This is a genomic window from Methanomethylovorans hollandica DSM 15978, assembly GCF_000328665.1.
In the GTDB taxonomy this organism is placed as follows: domain Archaea; phylum Halobacteriota; class Methanosarcinia; order Methanosarcinales; family Methanosarcinaceae; genus Methanomethylovorans; species Methanomethylovorans hollandica.
In genome coordinates this window covers 1,238,455-1,264,966 of sequence record NC_019977.1, presented here as the reverse complement: position 1 = coordinate 1,264,966, position 26,512 = coordinate 1,238,455, and the positions used below count along the sequence as shown (strand labels likewise).

At 36.6% G+C, this 26,512-nt stretch carries 16 protein-coding genes, 1 tRNA gene and 2 pseudogenes; 15 read left to right on the top strand and 4 right to left on the bottom strand.

The features are described 5' to 3' along the window. Window positions 1-21 precede the first annotated feature (21 nt). A complete protein-coding gene (locus METHO_RS06080; RefSeq protein WP_015324663.1) occupies window positions 22-2,763 on the top strand; it encodes a tetratricopeptide repeat protein in 2,742 nt (913 codons plus the stop codon). 1,973 nt (window positions 2,764-4,736) lie between these two features. Here METHO_RS06080 and METHO_RS06075 read toward each other — a convergent pair. Beyond that, on the bottom strand, window positions 4,737-5,795 hold the full coding sequence (locus METHO_RS06075; protein WP_015324662.1) for a tyrosine-type recombinase/integrase: 1,059 nt from the start codon (window positions 5,793-5,795) through the stop codon (window positions 4,737-4,739). A gap of 63 nt (window positions 5,796-5,858) precedes the next feature. Between METHO_RS06075 and METHO_RS06070 the strand changes: the two genes are divergently transcribed. The 3 genes and pseudogenes from METHO_RS06070 (at window position 5,859) to METHO_RS06060 (ending at window position 7,548) form a co-directional block, all read left to right on the top strand. Further along, window positions 5,859-5,930, top strand: a tRNA-Thr gene (locus tag METHO_RS06070). 412 nt (window positions 5,931-6,342) lie between these two features. Then, window positions 6,343-6,534: pseudogene (locus tag METHO_RS06065) on the top strand (ATP-binding protein); the annotation flags it as partial. Window positions 6,535-6,906: 372 nt separating this feature from the next. Next, on the top strand, window positions 6,907-7,548 hold the full coding sequence (locus METHO_RS06060) for an NUDIX hydrolase (RefSeq protein ID WP_015324661.1): 642 nt from the start codon (window positions 6,907-6,909) through the stop codon (window positions 7,546-7,548). On the opposite strand, the gene METHO_RS06055 is transcribed toward METHO_RS06060, so the two are convergent. Next, a complete protein-coding gene (locus METHO_RS06055) occupies window positions 7,532-10,066 on the bottom strand; it encodes an SIR2 family protein (RefSeq protein ID WP_015324660.1) in 2,535 nt (844 codons plus the stop codon). The two genes, METHO_RS06060 and METHO_RS06055, sit on opposite strands and share 17 nt — an antisense overlap. 1,206 nt (window positions 10,067-11,272) lie before the next feature. On the opposite strand from METHO_RS06055, the gene METHO_RS06045 reads away from it, so the two are divergent. The 9 genes from METHO_RS06045 (at window position 11,273) to METHO_RS06005 (ending at window position 24,400) form a co-directional block, all read left to right on the top strand. Continuing rightward, on the top strand, window positions 11,273-13,789 hold the full coding sequence (locus METHO_RS06045) for a sensor histidine kinase (RefSeq protein ID WP_015324659.1): 2,517 nt from the start codon (window positions 11,273-11,275) through the stop codon (window positions 13,787-13,789). An 84-nt stretch (window positions 13,790-13,873) separates the two neighbouring features. After that, window positions 13,874-14,659 carry a helix-turn-helix transcriptional regulator gene (locus METHO_RS06040; RefSeq protein ID WP_015324658.1) on the top strand — a complete coding sequence of 262 codons (786 nt, stop codon included), beginning with the start codon at window positions 13,874-13,876 and terminating at the stop codon, window positions 14,657-14,659. 450 nt (window positions 14,660-15,109) lie between these two features. Next, on the top strand, window positions 15,110-17,014 hold the full coding sequence (locus METHO_RS06035) for a uroporphyrinogen decarboxylase family protein (protein WP_015324657.1): 1,905 nt from the start codon (window positions 15,110-15,112) through the stop codon (window positions 17,012-17,014). A gap of 124 nt (window positions 17,015-17,138) precedes the next feature. Continuing rightward, window positions 17,139-19,073 (top strand): hydantoinase/oxoprolinase family protein, encoded by a 1,935-nt coding sequence (locus METHO_RS06030; RefSeq protein WP_048831263.1) that lies wholly within the window; start codon window positions 17,139-17,141, stop codon window positions 19,071-19,073. Then, window positions 19,070-20,674: a molecular chaperone GroEL gene (locus tag METHO_RS06025; RefSeq protein ID WP_015324655.1), complete on the top strand. Its 1,605-nt coding sequence runs from the start codon at window positions 19,070-19,072 to the stop codon at window positions 20,672-20,674. Before METHO_RS06030 ends, METHO_RS06025 begins: the two co-directional genes overlap by 4 nt. A 17-nt stretch (window positions 20,675-20,691) precedes the next feature. Further along, the gene (mtaA, locus tag METHO_RS06020; protein WP_342664118.1) at window positions 20,692-21,741 is read left to right on the top strand and encodes a methylcobamide:CoM methyltransferase MtaA; all 1,050 of its coding nucleotides are present in this window, start codon (window positions 20,692-20,694) and stop codon (window positions 21,739-21,741) included. 244 nt (window positions 21,742-21,985) lie between these two features. After that, a complete protein-coding gene (locus METHO_RS06015; protein WP_015324653.1) occupies window positions 21,986-23,605 on the top strand; it encodes a methylamine methyltransferase corrinoid protein reductive activase in 1,620 nt (539 codons plus the stop codon). 45 nt (window positions 23,606-23,650) lie between these two features. Then, entirely contained in the window at window positions 23,651-23,965 is a 315-nt protein-coding gene (locus METHO_RS06010) for a DUF6951 family protein (RefSeq protein WP_015324652.1), read from the top strand. Window positions 23,966-24,058: 93 nt separating this feature from the next. Beyond that, entirely contained in the window at window positions 24,059-24,400 is a 342-nt protein-coding gene (locus METHO_RS06005) for a type II toxin-antitoxin system death-on-curing family toxin (RefSeq protein WP_083885734.1), read from the top strand. Here METHO_RS06005 and METHO_RS14270 read toward each other — a convergent pair. Continuing rightward, entirely contained in the window at window positions 24,395-24,523 is a 129-nt protein-coding gene (locus METHO_RS14270) for a hypothetical protein (RefSeq protein WP_015324650.1), read from the bottom strand. The two genes, METHO_RS06005 and METHO_RS14270, sit on opposite strands and share 6 nt — an antisense overlap. Before the next feature lie 337 nt (window positions 24,524-24,860). Between METHO_RS14270 and METHO_RS06000 the strand changes: the two genes are divergently transcribed. After that, complete coding sequence (locus METHO_RS06000; protein ID WP_015324649.1) at window positions 24,861-25,376, top strand: hypothetical protein; 516 nt, start codon at window positions 24,861-24,863, stop codon at window positions 25,374-25,376. Between the two features lie 135 nt (window positions 25,377-25,511). Here the strand turns inward: METHO_RS06000 and METHO_RS13270 are convergent. Continuing rightward, window positions 25,512-25,784: pseudogene (locus tag METHO_RS13270) on the bottom strand (transposase); the annotation flags it as partial. 82 nt (window positions 25,785-25,866) lie between these two features. On the opposite strand from METHO_RS13270, the gene METHO_RS05995 reads away from it, so the two are divergent. Next, window positions 25,867-26,484: a c-type cytochrome gene (locus tag METHO_RS05995; RefSeq protein WP_015324648.1), complete on the top strand. Its 618-nt coding sequence runs from the start codon at window positions 25,867-25,869 to the stop codon at window positions 26,482-26,484. The last annotated feature ends 28 nt before the right edge of the window (window positions 26,485-26,512 follow it).

Sequence of the window (26,512 nt, the reverse complement as noted above, 5' to 3'; positions counted from 1 at the left end):
GAACATTATCATCTGTATTGTATGCCAGAGGAAAAAAAGTATGGTTTTAAAGAAGTTGACAAACTATCAGGCAAAGAAGTAAGATTAAAACCGATTCATTTGCTATATATCATATTTTTTTCTTTGTGTTATTTCTACATCAGTATTTCTATCATTGATTACTTTGACTATATTGACTTCTACTACCGGATTTTATGGATAATGTGCATATACGGTATAATCTTAACATTCATTATAGGAGGTTTTTATAAATCACTAGCAAAGACGGTAAAATCTAAAAAATATGCTGCTATGATGGATGAAAAATCTCTGTTGGAAGAAAAATTCAAAAATGTATTAGATAAAAATCCAATTGCGCTTGAAGATTATATTAGAGCATTCATCTCGATTTATGGCAACGAATATTATAAAAATATAACGTCTACATTAGAATTTAAAAGACTGATTTATTTAAGGAAAGTAATAACTTATGAACAATTCATTAATGATTCCTCACTAAGAGAAATAATTTTGTTAATTGAAGAAAATGACCGTTTAAAAGAAAAGTTCAAACAGGTACTGAATGAAAATCCAGATACACCTATAGATTATCTAAAAGTGTTTTTCCATATTTATGGAAGCAACTATCTCGAATATTTGGATGATTTCAAAAGACTATTGCGTTTACAAGCAAAACTAATCTTCAATGAAGCAGATACACAAAAACTAATCGATTCAATTGAAAAAAGACATACCTCTATGTTTATAGATATAATGTTTGAGAATATGCTGAGTAATAATTCCACACCTTTCAAACATTACTTAGGCAAGTTCATGTCAGTTTATGGATCCAATTATGCAGAAAATTTGCAAATATTTAAAGGCATGATGTTTAAGAAAAACATTAGTTATATAGAGGTTGAAAATGAAATACCATCTTATTTTAAATCCATCATTTCAAATAAATGTTCTTTCAAATCAATTTATGGATTTGAGCCCGCTTATGATTTCAAATTGATTCATGATTTTGCAAAAAAATATGGAACCAGTTATAGTGAAGAGGATTTGGAAAACCTCAATAAACTTCTCATAACAAAAGGAATAAAAATACATAATAAAGCCATCTTGAAAGAACTTGTCTCAGAAGCAAGTTTTGAATATTTTTATGGTCTGTTCACTGAATGTATGAAAACAGCACCTTTAGATGAAATGGGTTATATAAAACAAACAATTAATCTTTTTGGGAATGATATAGATTATCAATTACCTTTTCTACATCGATATTTCATGGAACGCAATTTGACAAGTTTAGATTACAAAAATTTTGAAGAACATATCAAGACAAAGATATTTGAACTCAATCTGCTCTCAAGTGAGAAACAATTATCAATTCTTGATGTAAATGGGATGGGTGGATACGAGTTTGAAGCTTTCGTTGGGCAACTTTATGAGAAAATGGGTTATTCTGTCGAGCAAACTCCTTTATCCAATGACCAAGGAGCAGACCTCATAATCAGTAAGTATGGAGAAAAGACTGCTGTTCAAGTAAAAAAATACACTTCTAATGTTTCAAACAGCGCAGTTCAACAAGTAGTTGCAGCTAAGAAATATTATGGATGTTCCTCGTGCAGTGTTGTAACAAACAGTTACTTTACTAAATCTGCAATTGAGTTAGCAGATGCAAATGGTGTAAAACTAGTGGATAGAGATGAATTGAATTATTTAATAAATAATAAAGCCATAAAAATAGATCAAAAGTCTGCTAGTGCATGGAATAGCAAGGGTTTTGCACTTACCGATGCAGGAAGATACGAAGAAGCAATACAGGCATATGATAAAGCCATAGAAATAAACCCAAGGTCTGATAGTGCATGGGATAGCAAGGGTTGGGCACTTCGTAGCTTGGGACGAGACGAAGAAGCAATACAGGAATATGATAAAGCCATAGAAATAAACCCAAGGTCTGCTAGTATATGGAATAGCAAGGGTTTGGCACTTAGTAGCTTGGGACGAGACGAAGAAGCAATACAGGCATTTGATAAAGTCATAGAAATAGATTCAAAGTATCCACATGCATGGGATAACAAGGGTTTGGCACTTAGTACCTTGGGACGAGACGAAGAGGCAATACAGGCATATGATAAAGCCATAGAAATAGATCCAAAGTTTGAAGGTCCATGGAGTAGCAAAGGTTTCGCACTTAGTAGCTTGGGAAGATATGAAGAAGCAATACAGGCATATGATAAAGCCATAGAAATAAACCCAAGGTCTGCTAGTATATGGAGTGGCAAGGGTTTGGCACTTAGTATCTTGGGAAGATATGAAGAAGCAATACAGGCATATGATAAAGTCATAGAAATAAACCCAAGGTCTGATAGTGCATGGGATAGCAAGGGTTTGGCACTTAGTAGTCTGGGAAGATACGAAGAAGCAATACAGGCATTTGATAAAGCTATAGAAGTAAACCCAAAATCTGATATTTCATGGGCTAACACGGGTTATGTACTCAGTAGTTTGGGAAAGTATGAAGAAGCAATGTGTGCATTTGATAAAGCCATAGAAATAGATTCAATGTCTGAAATCGCCTGGGTTCGAATGGGTTTTGCACTTACCGATGCAGGAAGATACGAAGAAGCAATACAGGCATTTGATGTAGTCATAGAAATAAACCCAAAGTCAAGTGTTATATGGCATACCAAGGGTTTCGCACTTCGTAGTCTGGGAAGAGAAGAAGAAGCAATTCAAGCCTTTGATAGAGCCAAAGAATTAGGATATACTGAATAGGGACCGTTCAAAATAGAACTCATTTATAGGATTAAAAGAACTTATTTTCTCTATCTTAGTACATTTCCACCTTCCCCCTTTAAATGTACATTTCAAAGTAAAGCAATTTTTTATTTTAGTTTCTATTATTCTTTTATTTATGATGGAAAAAGGCAAAATGCTCCTAAATATCACCTGAATTTTTGTAAACTGTCAAATTAAGGTTAAAGAACTGTAAGTTCTATTGATTGAAGATCACAATAGCGTATGGTTAATAATTCTCCCATCTCAAAGCTCATATGTCTATCTTAAATACGCCACTCTATACAGTTAGAAAATTTTATAACAGTTACGCTAAATGTTACTGGCTTATTAGCCTTTAATAATAACTTATTCATATCATTATATAATAGATCTATTAATCCATTATATAACAGATCACTCATGATTATGTTTATAATATCATTACTTGCTCAATTCATTACGTGATGGATCTGTTCATCACATAATGAATTGAGCATCATTAGAGATTAAGAGCTTAATACATGTATGAAACTCATATGCACTGCTTTTATCAGCTAATATGTTATGTTATTTCATATCATGTTATATCATTCAGCGCAGAGCTAAGATTTATCTTAGCTCGTAGCTCCCTTAGCCTCTTATTCTCTTATCAGCCCGTCCACTCTCCTATTGTCTTTGTTTCTATATATATGTGTTGATCGGATTTGGCAAAAATTAAAGAATTTCACGACAATTGTCTTCAAAATTGTCGGCAATTGTCGTAAAATATAGGCGTTAATCATCACAGTATTTTTATATATACATAGATATACAATTTTTTGCTTATTGATTATGGGAACTTATGAGAATATATGAGACTTTACATAATTACAGGCTTGCGGCATAATAACGGTTAGGTTCAAACTAATAAATATGTACACTTTGTACGATTTATAGTTTAGTAACTGAAGTACTGATTTATCGCTTGTACGATCTGGTAATCAATTGCATTGCGCTGCATGTAATTACTGAACAATTGTACATTGTTTGTTGATATTTATTTTAAAAATTATCAATATCAGTGAGTAACTAGATTTTAGATACGAGCTTATTTATATACTAACTTCAATATTTATATGTATATATAAATTAAATGAGCGAAGCGAATTTAATTTATCAGTATATTTTTTAACAATAATCATTAGACAGTCACTCTCATTTAATTGTTACCTGCATTATTGTTTATTTATTGAGTAATTGCTTGAAAGATTGATAGATTAAAGTATTAGTTATCAGGTAATTAATTACAGCGTACATTGCTATTGATTTTAGGAGTAATCGATATCAATGAGCAACTATACTTTAGATACTAACTTGTTTATATAGCAACTTCAATATTTGATTGTATATATAAATTAAATGAGCGAAGCGAATTTAATTTATGGATATATTTTTAGCTATAATATTATACCATTCGCTCTTAATATAGCATTATCAATATCTCTCCCATTTAAGTAAACTTTAGATATGGTGTATGATGCTATCTGTTTTATTAAAAATCGTTATCTATAGACACTATTACCAGCGTAGCTTACTAAATATTCTTAGACAGTTGTGTATGAATATAACTTTAGATTGTATATCATAAATTATACATGTTGATTATCCCTTATATTATCCTCGAGGATTGATTTTAAGGCTCCAGGTTGCAAGATTTTTAATTTTTGATGGTAAAGTATGGTTTAGTAGAGTTATAAAAGTTATAAATTAAGAATCAATATCAGAGCCACCACTTAAAAAGTTTTCTTTAAAGTTGGAATCGGGGGGACTAATAATTAATAATTTTGGATCTCCACAACATTGAGTGGGTAAATAGTCAAAAATAAAGAATTCGCAGAAAAGGCAATTTTCAGTATAGATGGTATGGTAGCTGAATGAGTGAAAATGTATTGATGAATGGGATAAATAAAAAAATAAATAATAGTATCTATCTAATCCCAATTAGCATTAACCAAAAGTTTTCTTAGATTGCTTTTTACCATGCTATAAATTTTCGATTCAATAACATTCTCTTCTGAACTAGATTGTAGATTATTGTTTCGAGCACATTCATTTTGGATGATTCCGTTTGCCTTCAGAACAGCATCATCAATATCTCTTCCAGATAGATGAACATAAACAGATGGCATATCAGAACCTTGAATCCATCCGAAGTATAAATTCATCTGAGCTTCTGTAAGATAGTTAGCCATATGTGTGCATCTAGAGTGCCTGAAAAGATGTGGATGTATCTTTTTCTTAATGCCCGTCTTTTCAGAGATTTTAACCAAGCGCCTTCTTATTGCATCATATTTGAGAATTTCTAGAGGTTCAGAATTAAATTTGAACCACAAAGGTACATTTGGATTATCTCTTTCAGGATGTTCTTCGAGCCATTCATTAAGATATTCTATGCTCCACACAGCTCTTACTCTTCTTGGGCCAGTTTTGCCGTTTAAATGAACGATTAGCCCAATATCATCGAACACTAAATCCTTTATTCGTAGAGTTCCTACTTCTCCGATACGTGCTCCAATGTCCCATAGAAGAGCAATCAATGCTTTATCCCTTTTATTGGTTGCATTATCGATTAGCGACAGTATTTCACTTTCTATAAGGATGTCTTCCGGTGCTTTTTGTTTTTTCTTTTTTATAGTCGTCCTAATCCACTTTGTCAACTCGGGATTGTCTTCATTATAAAACCACTTGTAGAATTTACGTATAGTAACTTTGTAGTCATGTTTTGTCCACTCACTTTTATCTGATCTCTCGAGCGTTGAGATATATCTTCGAAGTTCAGGTACTCCAACTCTGTCTAAATCAACCTGAATATCAGTAGCTATGCTTTTTAGAGTAGAAATGTACTTAAGAACCCTGTGGTCTCCAAGTCCAGCAATAAAACAACTATCAGCAAATTCAATAATCAGAGATTTATTTCGCTCTGATAGTTCAGAAGTAATTAATGTGCCTATACGCCTATCGACATCTATTTTATATATTCCCGCTTCCATTGTCCAATCACACCTAAAGCAGGCTTTGGACCTCCGATTTTGAGAGCAACTTCTCAAAATCGTGCCTCTGTGGCTTAGCGGTATAGCGGCTGATTCGTAATCAGCAGGTCGAGGGTTCAAATCCCTCCGGGGGCTTCTAAAACTTTGTTCAAAGCCTTCAATGCATTTTTTGAAGGTATTTGTACTATTTTTCTCTACAGCCGGAGACATATAAGCACCTCTAATGCCTTAACTGCCAAAGTTTCACACTCTTTCAATGAACTCATGTTTTTCCATGTAATGAAATCAATTATAGTTATGATGCGGCAAATATCAATATGTTTTAACCACATTATGAGACACATATAGCAGCTTCTATCAGAGCTTTCTCAAGTATCTTCAAATTCTATAAAGTCGTAAGAACATAGTGTTATGAATGGAGAATTTACAGCAAAATAGGGACACTACCAGTTAAAGTTCAGCATATTCATAAAAGGATTTCGATAAACTCCCGTGTTTAACCGACTGTTTATAAATGGTATATAAGACAATTTTCAAATATCTGGGTTTTCCGAAATCCTCTACTATCTTTACCTCAAATAAGTCATATGGTCAGTGGGGTGAGATATTCCAGGACAGTGTTATTGTATCTGCTGTTCTTGACAGGATATTGCATCACTGTACTACGATCAACATCAAAGGTGAAAGTTACAGGCTAAAGGAGAGAAGAAAGCTGGGATTACATACTAGTAAACTGTAATATTTTATTGAGTATGTAGAGGGGTAGAGTTAACTTTATATCAAAAAGTAGGGAATTTTATACCGCCGAAATTGGGGAAAACTAAACCGCCATTGACACTAAGGTACAGGACTATCATATTTTACAGTATTTTAGATACACCACCTATCCTGAAAAATAGAAAGAACAATAAAAAAGGAATAAAGGAAGAACTACTCTATTTGATGGAGCAACATAGCAATATAAAGGAGCTATAGAACATTCTTTGCTGGTTAAAGATAAGGTTTAGAAAATAGGCAAGCAGGTATGAACTTCTGAATGTATTTTTAAAAAGATTGTTAGATATTGCCTGCTTTATTTTGTGTTGGAAAAAAGTGTGCGGGAAGTATTGATATGAATTTAGAAATAAAATTTGATGCTTGTACAACAGTTGAATGTATTGACTCACTCGCACAAAAGTATTGTGCCGAGAAAAAATGGAGTATGGGTGCTTTTATAGCTGTATTTGACCCTGAATTAAAAAAAGTATTACTTGTTAAAACTGGAGATTATGCCACTGATTTAGAAGGTGGTACACCATGGAATCTCCCAGGTGGAGGGGTAGAGCATGGGGAGAAACCAAGTCAAGCTGCTTTAAGAGAGCTTAGCGAAGAAACTGCTTTGTCTAAACCTTCAAATTTAATGGTTGCTGCTTGGTTTGAAAGACCATATTTTGAATCAAAAAGATATGGAACTAGAGGTGAATTAATTGTTTTATTTTGTGCTATTGACAATACAAATGCATTCGGTATTAGTCCCGGTGTTCCTGAAGTTATTGATTGTGGTTTCTATTACTTTGACTTAGATGAATGGCTTAAGTTACCTGCAAAAGGAAATAGTAATCTACAACCAGCACCTATTCCTAAACATTGGATTTACTGGACTTTAATAGCTAAAAATAAGTTAAATAATTCTCAACTAACTCTGGTTATTCATGAATATTATTCTTCAGCTTCTATGAAAATTCCTCCAAAAGAAGTCATCTATAATAAGTAAATTTGATAAGAAGATTGTAATCATCAATTGATTTTGAGATCTCTGCTCCTTTATCCATTAATTTTTCAATTTTACTTAAATTGTCTACATCACTTTTTTGTATTTTACAATATACATCATTTAACATATCATTTATATTTTGGAGAGGTAGTGAATCATATTTATAATAAGAACATATATCATTTGAATTTAAAAGATATTCAACTAACAATATCAAACTATTAATATAATCGGTGCAACTATTAGTGGATAAATTCAGCAAATCTCTGGTCACACGAGCCATCATGTGCATATTTTTGTTCATTTGTTGTTCAAAATCCTTTTGATTTACTTTATCTTCATCTATTTTTGCGTGCAGCACATTTTTTTGACATTCCAATATGGTCAACAACGCAGTATATTTAGTTATTGACTCTTGATTGTCACCTTTAAGTGCACTAAATTCAGCATCACGATAAAGATATTCAATTTCATCACCTGTAGGAACTTCACCCGTTTCAATGAAATCTAAATTATCTCTTACCATCTTAAGCGATTTTTCTAATTCTTTTATCCAATAGTTACGAGCATTTGTTTTAGCATTAAGATAGCGTAAACGATTAATTAGTAAAATATTTCTAGCTGATTGAAAACTTTTTCTTTTATCAGTCGTTTTTGTGTGAAGAATAAAAGATTCATTCACTGAATTCTCTGCATCCTCTAATATATTATCGCTTCTCTCAATTAATTGATATACAATTAACCCCCTTGCATTTAATGCTTGAGCTTTTGCTGTAATATCTCCTATTTTATGGGAAATCTCGTAAGCTTCAGCACAATAAACAATCCCTTCAACTTTATTTTTGACTGTACTTTTTAATCCCAAACCACATATAAGCCCATGAATTCTCAGTAATTTAGCTCTTAAAATAGAATATTCATAAATTTTCTTTTTACTTGATTTATGCTTTAGTCTTGACTCAAGTTTCTGCTTGAGATAAGTTATTTCTTCAAGAGCAGTATCAAATTCTCGATTAGCCCTTAATAAATTAATAATTTCAAGAGAAAGATCAAAAGCAGAAAAAAAGTCATTTTCATCATCTTTTTGATCGATTGATTCATTAAATCTATGAATTGTTTCAGCAAAAGTCGTGTTTGAGCATTGATTTGAATCAAATGAAATTTTTAATTCTTTTTTCATAAGATTAAATTCATCTGGTCTACGAGTAATCAAAAACAATCTCGTTTTTAAGTTGTTAATTTTCCTTTTATCAATATCACTACTACTTAATTTTTCAGCTTGTTGAAGATAATATTCAGCTTTTTCAACGTCCCCTATTCTTTGAAATAATATTGAAGCACACTCATTACGTTGAAAATCGTTAATCTTTTTTGTCCATTCTACTAAAGAAGATTGTTGATTTGTTCCGCAAATAACTTCGTTTTTGATTTGGAGCTGATTTACATAATGCTCAAATTCAGGGTTTTTAGTTTTTAATTGTAATATTGCCTCTTTAATTTTTCTACTACTATCACCTTTAATAAGATATGAATTTGGTTCCCAACTAATCATTACATCTAATGGAGAGATATCTCTCCAAATATCAAATAATTCAATAGATACCTCTTTAAAAAAATCCCCTCTCATTGATTTAAAATCTCTTGAAGACTCAACTAAATCAATTGAATCCTTGTATTTAAACCAGCAAATATTTTGATCAGATTCAACTTGTCTTAAAACGGGGTCTACACTAAAGTGATCGTTACCACTATAACCTAATACAACTACATCTCTTTCTTTCAGGGCATTTTCAAAAACTTTCCTCATTGATTCATCTAAACCCAATCCAACTCTATTCAACATGAATCTAATTGATTTGTATTTGTGAATACTATTTCCTGGTTGAATTGTTCCATGTAATTTAAATATTTTTGAGCCTATGTTAAAAGGCTCTTCTTTAGCAATTTGTTCATATGTTTTTATTAATATATCATTTTCTAAATATTTTTTATATTCTTTTTTCTGCTTATTGTCATTTAAATATATTAATTCATAATCGATTTCTAATCTCTCACAAGCTTTTTCAATTAAAGTATCTATGTTTGTAGTGAATACACAATGTCCTCTTTTTAGAGCTAATGCCAAAAAATAATGATTATAATTTGGTTCCCCACCTTCTAAACAGCTATAAAATTTAAGCGTTCGGTTTCCATATAACTGATAAATTTCTTGAAGGATTACTTCTGGGCGCAGTTTGTCAATTATTAAATTGGTGGTTTCGGCGAGATTTGGATTACATTCATTTGGAAGAAGATGCCCTAAAAAGTTTCTGAGAAAATCTGTGAAATTTGGTAGCCCAGAGTCTATAGATATTCCAGCTCCAACTAAAAAAAGATACTTTTTTTCATTAGAATCGTCTAAGATTTCAGAAAAGAAGTTATTCCAACCTTGCTGAGTATAGTTTATTATAATATCCTCTCTCCTCTTTTTCGTTTCATTAATAAAAGACTCGCATTTATTAAAAATGGATCTCCACAAAGTTGAGTGGGTAAATTTGTAAGGTACTTGGAATAAAAGAATACTCTGATTAACTGACCATATTTTGGCTGCCTTGACAACTATGTCACATGATGTGGATTCCTAATTTCAGCAGATACTTAGTATACAGTGAATTGTTATTTATGAGGGATTGGTGATGTATTGGTGCTAAAATTACCCACACGATGTTGAAGAGAACCATATTAATTTACCCACTCAATGTTGTGGAGATCCAACAATACTTATTAGGGTCCTCTGAGATTCCCTCTATATTGCAGTAATAATCATCCTTTTTTAGAACATCGTAGGTATAAAAGGTAGTGTATCTAAAATGTCATATAAATTTATGGCCATGTAGCTTCCTGGTTGTTCGCAATATTCTACTAAGGTACAGAACAATCATATTTTACAGCACAATAAATAGATGCACTGCTGCTTCAGTTAAGAATGCACAGCCTTTAGCCGTCAAACAATATTTTTGCTTGCTGCCGTTTGTTTTGTCATGGATAGTCATTTCGATATAACCGAGTTCCAGAAGGTTTTAAATCTATTTGTGGAGTTCACCGGATACGATCTTGTAACGCAGTCCAGAAGCAATTTCTGCTTTACTTGCTTCACTACTGACTAGGAGCAGAAATACTTTAGCTGTGATTTTAGTTGTGAATCAACTTCATCCATAATAGTAGCTGCATTTAAGGAAACTTATCAGGAACTTGAGTTACGGGCAGAAGAGGAAGGCAGAATAAAGAAAAACAATGCGAGGAAACAATAGAAGAAGGAAAAGAGGATATCCTACTCGGTTTGATGAAGAAACATATCATTACAGGGACTATAGCAAGATTCTTTGCATACTTGAAGATGTGATTTAGAAAACTGGCAAGCAGATATGAAAGACTGAATCTTGTTTTCAAAGGACTATTAGATATTGCATGCTTCATGTTATCCTGAAAAAAGGTATGAAAGAAGTTTTTAAATGAGTGAAAATATATGACTATCACATTTTACTACAAAATAGATATGCTGCCTTCCAAAATTACATATTTGGACGCATCGATAAATCTAATATACTTAATGGACAAAATGTATTAATTCCTTGTTTCTATATTGTTAGACGAAATAATACAGTTCAGGGAGAATCGTATTAAAAATTGCTACATTGAATACTAATTCCAAGGAACCCTTAATATTCTACTGATATGAGGATGCATGGCACAATTTGATATTAGCGCTGAAACCTTAAGATTAATTAATGAAAGCCCGATGACAATTTTTGTCTGGAGAGCAGAACAGGGATGGCCAGTGGAATTCGTTTCTGAGAATGTACGACAATTTGGATATTCTCCAGAGGATTTCCTTTCTGGCAAGATTAAATATGAGGATATTATCCATCCTGATGATATCGAGGAAATACATATTCGATTTGCCACATGCATTAAAGAAGGGGATTCTAATTTCAGTCATGAATACAGAGTCCTTACAAAATCAGGGGATATCAGATGGGTTTATGAAAGAACGATTATTAGACGGGATCAAAATAGCAATATTCAATATTATGAAGGCATCATTTTAGATATAAGTAATAGGAAACTCTCAGAGATAATCATTAACTGTCGCAACCGCGTTCTTGAGTCATTAGCTTCGGGTGCATCTCTGGATGAAGTACTCACACATCTGGTAAAGATGTCAGAGCGGGCAATACCGGAATCAATCGGTTTTGTCATGTTGTTGGACAAAGAAAGAAAACATCTCATTCGTGCTATATCTCCACTTCTTCCAGGTTTTTATAAAAAAGCTATCGAAAGTTTACCCATTGAAGAAGGTAGTAGTTCCTGTGGAACAGCCGCATATACTGGAAAAAGGATTATCGTAGAGAATATAATGGAACATCCTTACTGGAAGGATATGAAAGAATTTGCATCTCAGGTGGGCATTAAATCTAGCTGCTGTGAACCAATCATGAGTTCAAATAACGAGGTCCTTGGAACTTTTGAAATCTATTTCCGTGAACCTCACATACCCACAAAAGAAGAAATTGAAATCCTCAAAGCCAACGCCAATCTTGCTGCAATCGCAATAAATCACAAAATAGCAACAGATGCTCTTTGTGAATCAGAGCAAAAGTTGAAAGGTATTTTCAATAGCATAAACGATCAACTATACATCAGTGAACTTAATGGAAAACTGATTTATGTGAACCAAGTTGTCGTGGATACACTAGGTTACAGTAAGGAAGAGATATTAAGTACTTCTCCTGTAGACATAGTTACTTCTAAGTACCTACAGCGTATGCCAGAGCTTCTAAAAATTATAGAAACTAAGGGTCGAGCCATATATGAAACAGAAGCAATAATTAAAGATGGTACAATTATACCCTTGGAAATCAATGCACGTTTCATAGTGTATAATGGAAAGAAAATGGTACTCTCTGTTGCTAGGGATATCACTGAGCGCAAAAAGGCAGAGAGAAAGAGTCAACTTGAAGAAAAGCGTCTGGATGCTCTCGTAAAACTCAATGGAATGGTAGGTTCGTCATTAGAAGAAATCACGGACTTTGCAAGAGAAGAAGCCGTGAAGCTTACTGAAAGCACACTGGGATATCTTGCATTTATGAACGCCGATGAAACAGAGCTCATAATGCACTCCTGGTCCGAAAGTGCCATGAAAGAATGCGGGATCAAAGATAAACGTTTCATCTATCCAATAAAAACTACCGGTCTCTGGGGTGAAGCAGTAAGACAGCGTAAACCTATAATAACAAATGATTATCCCGCACCCAATACCATGAAGAAAGGATACCCGGAAGATCATGTGAAACTTATAAGACACATGAATGTTCCAATTTTCGATGGAGATCATATAATTGCCGTTGTAGGTGTAGGTAACAAAGAAGAGGAATACAACGACTCCGATCTGCGTCAGCTTATATTGTTGATGCAGGGGATGTGGAGTCTGATACAGAGAAAACAGATGGAAGATGCCCTGAAAAAATACTCAGAAGAGCTCACAAAGGCAAACAAGGGACTTAGATCAATCAGAAGAATGAAAACTGAATTTGTTGCCGAAAGGATGGATTTATTCGAGGCAGAACAGACCGAGTGTAGTATTATGGATGATGAAACCATCCGGGTCATAGATGATCAGCAAGCAAAATCTATCGACTCTGTTATGCTAAATTCAGAAAGACTGAAACGACTGGTCGATTCACTCCTCTACATGAGCCTGGAACAAGCTGGGAAGATTAAATATTCTTTCTTCCCGGTTCATATAGATAATCTCATTTCAGAAGCTTTGATGAATCTCATATTGCTGATAGATGAAAAGATGATCATTGTAGATACAAATATTCCTAAGGAGTTATCTACTGTAAGAGCTGACAGAGATAAATTGACAGAGACGTTCATTAATCTCATTGATAACGCCGTCATGTTCACTCCTGTAGGTGGTAGAATTAGTATAGATCTAAGTGAAGAAAAAGAACATCAGCACATAAGGATAACCGATACCGGTCCCGGTATACAGAAAGACCTCATACCTCATCTTTTCCATAAGTTTTATCAGATGGAAGACTCTATGAGTCGTAGGTACCAAGGTCTTGAATCCGGCCTTTATATATCTAAGAACATAATTCTTGCACATCAGGGTCAAATATGGATTGAAAGTGAGATGGGAAAGGGTACAACTTTTCACATAAAACTCCCCATTTGTAAGGATAATTTGTGTTAAGATTAAGAACTAGAGAACTACAGAGCATTGATTTAAAAATATAATATAAAGTTCAATTAAACTGTCAAATTGTGGGTGATTAAAATGAAACTGCCTTTGTTAGGTACTCTATTTCTATCCGACAAAAGAAAAGATCTCCTCCTTCTCTTAATAGAAAAGCCTCTCAGTATTGATGAGATCAAAGACATACTGGATGTTACTTCCAGTTCCATGATGACACAGATTAAGATACTTATCGACCAAGGTATTATCTTCTACGAGAACGATTTGTACGAACTTTCAAGCTTTGGAGAAGTTATAGTAAAGAAGATGATACCTCTTTTAAACACGTTAAGAGTCTTTGCTGATAATAAGGAATATTGGGAAAACCATAAAATAAATGCTATTCCTTCGCATCTTCTTGAAAGGATTGAGGAATTGGGTGAATGCGAGCTAGTTGAACCAGATCTGAATCGTATGTATGAGTTACCCAAAAAATTTACTGACAAACTTAATGAATCGAAGTTTATAATGGAAGTATCCTCTTCTTTCAGCCCTGAATATCCCTACAAATATGTTGACCTTGCTCGTAAAGGAGTACGAATTTCGCTCATAATAACTGAACCTGTATTTGAGAGATTTAAAACCGAGTATTTTGAACAATTGCAGGTTTATCTTGGAATAAAAAATACCGAGCTTTTTGTTTGTAACGAAACTATAGGCCTCGCATCAAGCGTAGTAACAGATAAATTCTTTTCATTTGCTTTATTTTATAAGACAGGCATGTTCCATAATCATGTAATGATGAGCTTTGAAGAGAAATCACTGATTTGGGGAGAGGATCTATTTCAGCATTTCAGGGAGCAGTCACATGAAGTGACATATATGTAAATTTTTTAAACATGTGAGAACCTCTTTCTGAATTTTTATTGATAATTATAGTTATTAACCTTTTGGTTGAAACTTATAGTATTGGCTTTACTGCCTATTGAATGCGATTTTAGCATTCATAAGTTACAAACCATGGCTGATTAAATATAATTCCATTAATACTTTTTGTCTCTTTCAGATGCCTGCATTTCACTGTTGATCAGATTAAAGCCATTAATTTTATTTGAGGCATTAATGATATATGATTCTTTTAGCTATGTTAACGGTGTTTACAAAAAAGATCCATTTCATTGAATTTAAGTCTCATCTAAAGAGACAAGACATGTATAATATTAACTACTTTAATTAATAACCAGCGGTTATGTTATATATTCACGTGCCTTAATTTGTTTTTGTTAACAGTGAGAAATATATACCTCACTGTTAGATGGAAGATTTTGGAGGTATAGTATGACAGTAGCTATAATGAACCAGTTAGCGGAAGCTGTAGTAGAAGGTGACGAAGAATTGGCAGAAGAACTTGCAAACAAAGTTCTTAAAGAAGGCATAGATCCTTACGAGGCTATTGTGAATGGACTCGCAAAAGGAATGACAATAATCAGTGACATGTATGAAAAAGGCGAGGCCTTTGTGCCAAATCTTCTTATTGCATCCGGTGCCATGTATGCTGGCATGGATATCCTTGCCCCCCACATGAAATCTGAGGACTCTGGTAAGCGTTCTGTGGGAGTTATAGGGACTATTGAGGGAGATGTCCACGACATTGGGAAGAATCTTGTTAAGACTATGCTCTCTGCATCAGGTTTTGATATGATAGATCTCGGACACGATGTACCTATTGAGAAATTCGTTCAGACCGCCAAGGAGAAAAAAGCAGATCTTGTTTCCATGAGTGCTCTGATGACTACTACCATGGTGAACATGGAAAAAGTAATAGAGATATTGCAGGAAGAAGGCATCAGGGACTCCCTGATAGTTATGGTGGGTGGGGCACCAGTGTCCCCGGAGTTCGCAAAAGAGATCGGTGCAGATTCCACGCATCTGGACGCCATGAAAGCCACTGACTGGGCAAAAGGTGCAGTACAGAAACTTGTCCCTGCAGAACAAAGGTGGAATGATGAGAAAATATCACTGGGCAAGGTAAAATATAGAGAGATCCTGGCTAAAAAGAAAGTAAAGGGGAAGACAGACGTAGGATTGGAGACCGCAAGGCAGATCATTGCAGATTTCGAGAAAGTCGGTGTCAAGAAAAAGGAAGCAATGACCCATATGGATAGAACACTTGCAGCTATGGCAGACAAGAAGGTCGATCGTTTGCCGGTATATCCTTTAGCCTGTGGTGTATTGAGGAAATTTGCCAACGTCAGTTACAAGGAATATGCCACAAATCCTAAGGCGTTCGTTGACAGTGCATATCTGGGATCCAAATACCTGGACACAGACATGTTCGTGGGACTTATAGATCTTTCAGCTACATCGGCCGACTTTGGATGTAAGATTAAGTATCCTGAGGACGACACTCCTTCTTCGGAAGGCCATCTGAAGGATTACGAGCAGATCGAAGTACCAGATGTCAAGAAAGGCACTCGTTCCTATGAGCTTGTGATGGCCTCCAAGATGGCCACTGAGAAGCTCAACAAGGAACTGAACACACCTTTTGTGGGATTCCATGAAGGCCCTCTGCTTGCCCTTACCCAGCTTATGGGAGCTGATCGCGTTCTTATGGACATGAAGACGCATCCTGAGGTAGTGCTTGAGGCAGTCCAAAAATGTACCGACTATATCTGTCAGGTATCTGAGCTGTTCTTTGAGGAAAATGCCTGCAATGCGTTATGTATCGATAACCTATGGTCCAACAACGTGATCATGAGCGAGGAGGATTACTGGAAGTTCGACGGAAAGTTCATATATGACCAGCATCTGCCGTTGTTCAAAAAATACGACCAGCCCTACACCATCCACAGCTGTGCTGATGCAGTACACTACGACACCCAGATCAAAAAATTCGGGACAAAGTTGTTCAGTTACGCATACTACCCCAATCTGAGGGCTAAAGGATCGCAGAACTATGCCGATCTTATTCCCAAATATGGTGACATCTGCTGTATGATGGGAGAAGTCAACCCAGTACAGTTCATGGATAATTCTCCTGCAGGCGTTCAGAAGATAAAGGACGACACACGGAATTTGCTTGAAGGCGTGCTTCCTGTACTCAAGGAGAACGGCATGCAGTCCAAGTATATCATGACATCTGGCTGTGAGATACCACCAGGAGGACCCCTCACAACTGTAAAAGCAATGGTGGACACGGTCAAGGAACTTGGTCCCGTTCTCCAAAAGCAGATATTCGGATAAGCAGGTTTTTCACTTCCCCTGCTTTTTCTTATTTATTTTTATAATGTGAGTGAAATTCATATAAAAGTCTATATCCATGGCGGGTGGCAAAAACACCCCGTCTCCTCTGAATCAGGTGATAATGATGAAATTAGGACTTGGTATTGACACCGGTGGCACATATACAGATACTGTTATCATGGACCTTGCAGACGGATCTATAATAGATGCAAACAAGTCGCTTACTACTTATCCGGACCTAATACAGGGCATAAGAAATTCAATTGATGGGCTTAAAGCTGAATATCTTGAGTGCGTGAAGTTCACTTCAGTATCTACTACACTTGCGACCAACACAACCCTTGAGGGAAAAGGATATCCTGCAGGTCTCATACTTATTGGTTATAACATACCTCGTAAACTTCCCACTGATTATGTTCTTTCCATAGACGGTGGACATGATGCCAATGGAAATGAGGTAGAACCTCTGAACAAGTTGGAGATTGTAAGGGAATTTGTAATAAAGAATCAATATAAGGTTTCTTCATTTGCTATATCATCGTATTTTGGGGTCCGTAACCCGGAACATGAGCTGAGAATCAAAGAGACCATACAGAACTTAACAAATCTCCCAGTTGTCTGCGGTCATGAGCTTTCCATGAATCTGGGAGCCTATGAAAGGGCATTGACTGCACTTCTTAATGCTCAGCTTATTCCAGTTATAGATCAATTTATAAGGTCCGTACAATCTGTAATGGAAGACAAAAGTATCAATTCAATCTTAATGATGATGAAATGTGATGGGTCACTGGTAAGGATAGAAGAGGCATTGAAAAAACCTGTGGAGTCCATTTTTTCAGGACCTGCTGCAAGCCTGCTGGGTGCAGCACATCTATCCGGCCTCAAGGACTGTTTAACTATAGATGTGGGGGGTACTAGTACGGATATCTCTATGATTCACAAGGGTATGCCTGACATCAGCAGTTCCGGTGCTGTGGTGGGTGGCTGGGAAACAATGGTCAAAGCCATCAAAATGGATACCTCCGCTATGGGGGGAGACAGTCATGTATGGCTACAAGAAAAAATGTATATAGGGCCTAATAGGGTCATACCCTTATGCCTTTGTGCTACTGAATTCCCATCAATAATAAGTAAGTTACAGAGTGTACAGAATATTTCGACACGTATTATGAGTGATATCATCCAGCCAACAACATTTTTCATGAGCAATGGGGTAGAGTCACACTGCTTGCATGCCTCTGAACTAGAAGGAGAAGAAATGGAAATACTTGATGCCATCACAGAAGAGCCTTCCTCTATATCAGATATTGCCTCAAAAACAAATAGACATCCTCTCATGTTCGAAGGTATCCTGAGAAAACTCATACAGAAAAGATACATAAAGCAGGTGGGTTTCACTCCTACCGATGCCCTGCACGTCCTTGGTGATTATCAACAGTGGGAATCTGACGCTTCAATGTTGGGATCTCAGATTCTTTCAAAATATTGTTCAATGGTAGATTTCGAATTCTGTACAAACGTCAAAAAAGAAGTAGCTAGGAACTTTGCACTTCATCTTATTTCCTATTGCACTGGAAAGATGCAGAAAAAAGATGTCGAAAAAATACTGGATGGTTCAGAATTGACAAAATTCATGATAATACCTCCTGTGGTTATGGTCGGCGCACCTGTAACTGCATATCTGAAGGATCTGCAGGGTCTTATTGAAGCAGATATACGGGCTCCAAAATATCATGAAGTTGGAAATGCTGTTGGTGCTCTTGTAGGCAATGTAGTATATAGAGAAGAGGTTCTGATACGTCCGGCAGGTCCCGGTAGTTTACAGTGTCTACTGTTCTCGGATAAAGGAAGATACATATTCGACGACTATCAAGAAGCTCTTGAGAAGGGAAATGCCCTTGTAAGTAGTTCTATTTCAGATTATATGGCAGGATACGGATTAAGTATGGATAATGTCAGAGTTGAACTTGAACATAATGATATAGGAAGCATCGGTGCGATACCTATTGAAACCAAAATCTTGGGAATAGCTGTGGGCTCTCCAAGGAGGTCCATATGAACACTACAACTGCTTCAACCTACGGCAGTGAACTGGATAATATGGCTACGCTTAGGGAAAGTGTACGTAGAAGGGTAGGTATAGTCGGTGAGGTGAAAGAGCAAGAACTTATTGACCACTTGGAAAGTACATCTATTGACATAAAAGAATTGTTATGTTCTTCATTCGGACCATCGGGACTCAATAAAGTCATCATCAATTATGTAGGAGATATTTACCTTACAAGCGATGGGAAAACTATCATTGAGGAAGTGGATGTGCTACATCCGTTTGTGACTTCGCTAAAATCAATTGCTAAAGCTATGGACAAGGCAACTGGAGATGGAACAAAGACTGCGATGATCCTTGCAACTTCAATGATAATTAAAGCAGTAAAACTAATGCGAGAGGGAATACATCCAACTTCAATTGTAAAAGGATATCAAATGGCTCTTAACAAAGCGTACGAGATCCTGGAGTATGAGAGTTTTCCGGTGATCTCTCCGGAGGACACTCTTTCTGTAGTTTTAAACGCTGCTTTAAGCAAAGGCTTAGAATATACCAAGGCGAAGGAGATAGGCGATGCAGTACTGGAGATAATCACGAATCTTGAACGTACAAAAATTGAAGAACGCCTTGACTTGGAAGAAAACGTGAAAATACTCAAAAAGGTGGGTGGCCCCTCATTTTTGAAACTAACAGGAGTTATTCTCGACGAAAAACCAGCAAGGGAGGACATGCCCTATCATCTGACAAATGCACAGGTTCTGGTGCTTAATTACGAAACAAAGTTTAAAAGCAGTATCCTGAATGCGCAGCACAATATACGCATGGACACTTGGGAGACTTCCCATTTGTTTGAAGAAGAGCTTAAAATGCATGTTCGAGAATTTGCAAATAAAATCATATCTACTGGAGCAAATGCGGTGTTCTCTGAAGGAGATGTGGATCCTTCAGTGGAAGAAATGCTTGCACGTAAGAACATACTGCTCTTCAAAAAACTTAAGATGAAAGACCTCGAAAAGATAGCAAGGTCTACAGGTTCCAGCGTTGTATCAATAAAAGATGAGATCATGCCTCATGATCTTGGAATGGCCGATGAGGTGCGAGTAGAAAAAAAGAATGGTGAATACTTTGCTTTTGTTTCAGTAAAGAATCAGCCTATATCCACCATCGTCATTTGGGAGCCTTTTATTTATGGACTTGAAAAAGTTGAAGAGGCAATAGATGATGCTCTCAATAATGCTGCCTTCATGATAAAGGACAGGATGGTGGTCAAAGGTGCAGGATGGATTGAATTCCAGATTGCACAGATGTTAAAACAATATGCTTCTACCATCAGTGGAAAAGAGCAGCTTGCTGTCATTGCATATGCACAGGCCATTGAAGAGATTCCGAAAATACTTGCAGAGAATATGGGTCTTAATGTTATTGATACTATGGTTATGATGGAAAACTACTATAATATAGGTGTAGATGCCAAAGTTGATTGTTTAAGTAAGATGACGAGAAAATCATCACCTGTATATGATTCGGCAGCCGTTAAAAAATTAGCAGTGATATCCGCTACAGATGCCACTATAAGCGTTCTTCGTATAGACAAGATCATACCTAGAAAGTAGGAAAAGAAAGGTTTAAGATACCGATAGGGGGATCTCACATACCTAACTCACTAAGAACAAATCTTATGTATGTGTTTAAAGAGAAGCCAGTATCAAGGGTTCCTGCACTTTCCTTTACTCAGACAGGTACTGTGGAACTTATGAATATCTCAGGCTCCTCCTGGCCCGAGGCACATATAAATCCAGAAAAGATGGCCTTACTGGCAATCGAAGGCAATCGTACAGGTGGGCTGGAGGCCGTTAGGATACCATACTGTCTCACAATCCTTTCCCAAGCCATGGGATGTGAAGTGAACATGGGAACTTGTGATATACAGCCCTCTATAAGATCCCATCCAGCTACAAAGAATATAGATGCGATCAAAGTACCAGATAATCTCATAGAAAAAGGAAGGATCTCCGTGGTGCTGGAGTCCACAATTCTTCTAAAGGAAACTGTAGGGGATGATCTGCCTATAATTGTAGGCCTGGAAGGACCTGCTACAGTCGCATCACATCTTGCAGGTGTCGATAATTATCTAATTTGGACCATGAAATCTATTGATAAGCTTATTGAACTACTTAGAATTACCACGGATGCATGCATTGAATATGCTAATGCACTCACCGATCAAGGTGCAGATGTGATAGTGATATCTGATGGTGTTGCAGGCCCGGATCTGCTTAGTCCGTCTATCTTTGAAAATATCATGGTTCCAGAGTATCAGCGTTTCTGCAGAAGTGTGAAAGGTATAAAGGTACTCCACATGTGCGGAAATGCAAACCCTATTCTTCGTTCACTTGCAGCTTGTGGTTTTGATGGCATAAGTGTTGAAGAGAAAGTAAAAGATCTTAATTATGCCAAATCTATAATTGGGAGCAGAGTAAAACTCATTGGAAATATCTCTACATCTGGCACATTACTTTTCGGGTCGCCTGATAACGTCAAGTCAGAGGTTTTTAAATGCTTGAAGGAAGGGATAGATGTACTTGCCCCTAGTTGTGGAATAGCACCTCGTACACCAACTAGGAACATAAGAGCATTTGTTCAAGCAAGAGATGAGTATTACTCACAACTTTTACTATAAACCTATTCAGTTGTATAGTCATTCTTCTCGAAACAGCCAATGCTTTCGTCTTTGATCATGCTGTCAAACCCATTAATAAGATTAACGCGAGTGATTAAATTAGTACGTATAGTAATATTAATTGCTTTAATAAATTACCTTGAGTTATGTTATATATTAAAAAATACAGAATATAGATTGCAGGTGAGCTGAAAAGTGAATTACATAGAACCTTTCACTTTCACCAGAAAGGTAGAGGGATAAAATGTACGGTATCGCATTGGACTTGGGAACTAGCGGCTTTCGAGCACAGTTGATAGACCTGGAAACAAAAAAGGTTGCCAAAACTTCAATGACAATGAAACATCCATTGCCAGGAGGTAACGTGACTGATCATCTTGACTTTGCTATATCCATAGGTGAAGATGTAGCACACAGAATTATTGTGGATGCTATCAGGAAAATGGTAGAAAGGTTCAACGTTGACTCATCGCAGATAAGGAAGATAGCGGTTTGTGGCAATCCCATACAACTTTCACTTTTTCAGAATTCCGAGATACGTGATCTTGCCTATGCAGGAAAGAACATGCAGAAAAGGCTGGGCATACAAAGCATACAGCGTGATGCACGAATATTTCCTGCCAAGGAGATATTCAAGGAAACTCTAATCCTTGAGAACTGTGATATCATTGTACCACCTGCTATTGAACATGAGATTGGTGCAGATGCACTTGCCATGATGATTGAGACAGATTTTCTTAAACAAGAAAACCCCACTCTTGTAACCGATTATGGAACTAATGCTGAAATGGCCATTAAAGTGGGGAATAGAATAATCACCGGGAGTGCTGCAGCAGGGCCTGCAATAGAAGGACAAGGCATAAATTGCGGAATGCTTGCAGGGCCGGGAGCGATCACGGATGTGAACCTAGAGGGGAACTTATGGAGAATCTGCGTACTCAACAATAATATGGAAACTGTGAAGGGGCATCTCATTGACCCTATCACTGGAAATATAAGTGAAAAAAGTGGCATAATACCTGCAGGAATCACAGGGACAGGCCTCATTTCTATACTTTCTCTTGCCATTGAAACTGGGCTCATAACAAATCCTCCTAAACTAAAATACGGCCGGCTCATACTTGGTGAGAATATAGAGTTATCAGAGATGGATATCAAAGAGGCTGGGAAGGCTATAGGTGCTATTAGGGCTGCCCAATTAACTCTCATAGTTGAATCGGGGATAGGATATGAAGAGCTTGAGAATGTGTACATGAGCGGTGCTTCAGGTACCTATGTGGACGCCAAAAAAGCAAGAAATATTGGGTCGTGTCCTGACTTCTCAAAACGCACGGTGCAATTTGGAAACACGTCACTAGCTCTTGCAAGGGACATACTTCTTGATGAAGCAAAGCTTGATGCGGTTATTGAACTGGCAAGCCATATAAAAGCTGATCACCTTATGATGGCAACAAGTGATACTTTTAAGAAGTTCTATACATGCGAGCTCGGATATTGGACAGAAGGAATGAGTATGGACATGTACCACAAGTTTCTGAAGGCATATAAACTGCCCCCACTGCCGATATCCTTGAATAATCCAATTATTGAGAAAAGGGTAAGACTGGACATAAATGAAAACAGTAGGAATCAGATAGAAGTGGTTACGGACATAGGAACAACTCTTGAAGAGGTTGCAGTGGGATGCATAATGTGCCATATGTGTGAAAGAGAATGTCCTGAGAAAGCCATAGATATAGAAAAGGGTACTGATTTCATTGCAAAGTACAGTACCCAAAAATGCCTAGGGACAGCATGCAAGAGATGTATAAGCGTATGTCCGGTGCATGCTATTACCTACAAGGAAATAATGGTTACAACTTAAATTATTAATTTGTGGTACTTATATATAAACAACAGGAGTAGTCCAATGACAGAAGCAAAAGTCAATTCCAGGATATGCGGGTTCACCCACATCATTAAGGGAAGAATGGATGGGCAGAATGTGATTGTAGATATCGATACACCTTGTGAGAAGATTAAAAAGATATCTCATCTGGAGGTTCCAATGATGGATCTATTTGATATAAAAGAGAACATTGTTATGGGAAAAGCCAGGGAAGCGAGATGCACTTCTACATGCCTTGTGCCTTGTGCAGTTATGCACGTTTGTTGTATTGAAGCGGGTTTCATGTCGAATTCCCTTACTAAAGAAGCAGGGAGCATAAGTATTGATTTTATTTGATGGCTTTTGTGTAACCTTGGCAGGTATATGAAGTTCACACTTGTTGCCAAAGTGAGGATTTCTACAAAGCACAAATAAGTATAGACTAAAGATATCATTACGCTCCATGATACTCTCATTGAGAAATATGGCGGCACACGTGGTACAATGATTGAAGCCACTATTGATCACCTTATTCAGTATAAATTAAGCCCCTTAAAAACTGTTTTCGCAAATGCAACCATAGCATTGCATACCATCACAACGGCTCACGCATTTTTTGATGGCAACAAAAGAACTGCATTTGCATTAGCCGATGTTATCCTCAGAAATGGAGGATATAAAATTGTCGCGGATAAAAATACCACTAAGAAAATGCTAATCACAGTGGCTGAGTATAAAATGTCAGTGGAAGAAATAGACGAGTGGATAAGAAGGAATACAGCAGAGCTATAACTCTGCAAGTTCTTTTAACAGTGCATCATTATCATGCATACTGTTCTTTAGATGCTTTCCAATCTTTATTTCCAGAACAGGTACTTCCTTATTATTCTGGCGGGTTGTTTGTTTTTTGTCCATGATGTAGACTATAACTTAGAATTATTTATATGTGGTGTCTACTGATATATCAAAAGGTATCCTAATCAAAGTGTCTGATCCATAATGTCAAGGATTGTAGAGGAATATAAGCCGGGAATGATCGTGCACATCCCGGAAAAGGATTTCAAAAAGCTATAGAGAGAAATCTTCGAAGAAAACTTTCAGGGCATGGTCCACTAAAACAAGGATTGAATTCTGTTTGAAAAAAGGCAATAGTTATTTTTTTTCATAGTATAATAATGAACACACATATCTTCTTTTTTCAAGACCGGACACAAAACTATATATAGTCCGCCCACACATCCCAGATTTTCTGATGGTAATTTTAGAGGTCATTGCCTTTCCATTGGATGTTTTGAACAAGAACGGATGGGGTATCCCATCAAGCGACGCGGACAATGTTATTTCTTCTCTCCGAAATGCTGTGATCCGGGTATGTTCACGTGATTCTCCACATGGTTGTGACCTTTCCGAAGATCCAAAAGCCGAGATAGGCAGGGTACTGACTGCCTGGAATGACAACGGCCTTGTACGTACCACGATAGATATCACTGATTCCATTGCAACCCGGAAACTCAGAGACGGGGTATGGCCGTATAAGTGGAGTGTCTACGCCAAGTCCAAGAAACTCAAAATTAGCACATGTCAATCTGTTGACCAGATTAGCAGACAAATAATATGTTTTCTGGGGCTTTTTGACACCGGGAAATGCCCTCTTCACAACAGTTTGACAGTTTTCACTCTTTTTTTAAAAAATAGTGTTCTCATTAGATCAAAATTTTCATTTTTTTGTCAGGAAAACCTATTTGACAGTTTTCATAATTTCATGTAAAATTCTACGATATCATCCTATTTTGGCTTAAAATCCGTGTATTTACAGCATCAAAGTTGGCGTAAATATATTTTTTTGCCTGTAATTTCAGGAAATCGAGGTAGCGCTCCCATTTTGCTGTATATTCCCCTGTACCTATGGTATGTACTTAATCTTCCATAGATAAATATCTGCAGTAATCCACTCTTCATTGATATCGATCAATATTGAGACTGAAATTCTCAATAGAGATGCTTCATTTGGAAATGCACCAATGATTTTGCTCCTTCTTTTGAGTTCCTTATTTATCCTTTCCAAGATGTTCGTAGTTCTTATCTTTCTCCAATGCTCTTTTGGGAATGACTGGTAGTTACGAGTATCGAAATGGAATCGTTCTAATGTTTCAATAGCCTTGTTAAACCTTCTTTCAGACTGCTGGAAATGTGCCTTTGAACATACACTTATATTTGAAACTGAGCATATTATTATCTGAAAATAGTGGGAGGTTATTATGAATAAGATGGAAACTTACTTCTTAGGTCTTATTGGGGTTGTAATTATTGCAATTCTAATTATGATTGTTTATATGATGAGCCTACAGACATCTGGATACAATACTGGTTATGGCAGCATGATGGGATCCGGTTACGGAGGTATGATGGGAACCGGCTATAACCAACAAGGTGGTATGATGGGAGCAGGTTATGGCCAGCAAGGAGGCATGATGGGCTCGGGATATATTTATCCATACAATGTAGAAGGGATCAAGACCGAGTTCAAATCAAACGGCGAGACCATCTATTATACCGGATTCAATGAAACAGGCAAGAGAATACCTACATCCTACGGGCCCCAATGGATCTACATGCATGGAGGCGGCTGTGTCAATTGCCACGGTGTGGATGGGCAAGGAGGAGTACCTGTGATGATGGGATATACAGTACCTGCTGATATCACATACGCTTCATTGACAACTGAGGAAAATCCACCATTTACCGATGAAGCGATCAGGGCAGCTATCAGAAACGGCCTGGAACCTTCCGGAGAGTCGCTGTCGCCAACAATGCCAAGATGGCAAATGTCTGATAAAGATCTAAATGATACCTTGGAATACATTAAGACTCTATAAAGTAAATGTTCTAGCTATAACTCCTATC

Excerpts from the sequence above, each read along its gene's own strand:
- METHO_RS06080 (WP_015324663.1), top strand. The coding sequence starts at position 22 with ATGCCAGAGGAAAAAAAGTATGGTTTTAAAGAAGTTGACAAACTATCA.
- METHO_RS06075 (WP_015324662.1), bottom strand. The coding sequence starts at position 5,795 with ATGGAAGCGGGAATATATAAAATAGATGTCGATAGGCGTATAGGCACA.
- METHO_RS06060 (WP_015324661.1), top strand. The coding sequence starts at position 6,907 with ATGAATTTAGAAATAAAATTTGATGCTTGTACAACAGTTGAATGTATT.
- METHO_RS06045 (WP_015324659.1), top strand. The coding sequence starts at position 11,273 with ATGGCACAATTTGATATTAGCGCTGAAACCTTAAGATTAATTAATGAA.
- METHO_RS06040 (WP_015324658.1), top strand. The coding sequence starts at position 13,874 with ATGAAACTGCCTTTGTTAGGTACTCTATTTCTATCCGACAAAAGAAAA.
- METHO_RS06035 (WP_015324657.1), top strand. The coding sequence starts at position 15,110 with ATGACAGTAGCTATAATGAACCAGTTAGCGGAAGCTGTAGTAGAAGGT.
- METHO_RS06030 (WP_048831263.1), top strand. The coding sequence starts at position 17,139 with ATGAAATTAGGACTTGGTATTGACACCGGTGGCACATATACAGATACT.
- METHO_RS06025 (WP_015324655.1), top strand. The coding sequence starts at position 19,070 with ATGAACACTACAACTGCTTCAACCTACGGCAGTGAACTGGATAATATG.
- METHO_RS06015 (WP_015324653.1), top strand. The coding sequence starts at position 21,986 with ATGTACGGTATCGCATTGGACTTGGGAACTAGCGGCTTTCGAGCACAG.
- METHO_RS06010 (WP_015324652.1), top strand. The coding sequence starts at position 23,651 with ATGACAGAAGCAAAAGTCAATTCCAGGATATGCGGGTTCACCCACATC.
- METHO_RS14270 (WP_015324650.1), bottom strand. The coding sequence starts at position 24,523 with ATGGACAAAAAACAAACAACCCGCCAGAATAATAAGGAAGTACCTGTT.
- METHO_RS06000 (WP_015324649.1), top strand. The coding sequence starts at position 24,861 with ATGGTAATTTTAGAGGTCATTGCCTTTCCATTGGATGTTTTGAACAAG.
- METHO_RS05995 (WP_015324648.1), top strand. The coding sequence starts at position 25,867 with ATGAATAAGATGGAAACTTACTTCTTAGGTCTTATTGGGGTTGTAATT.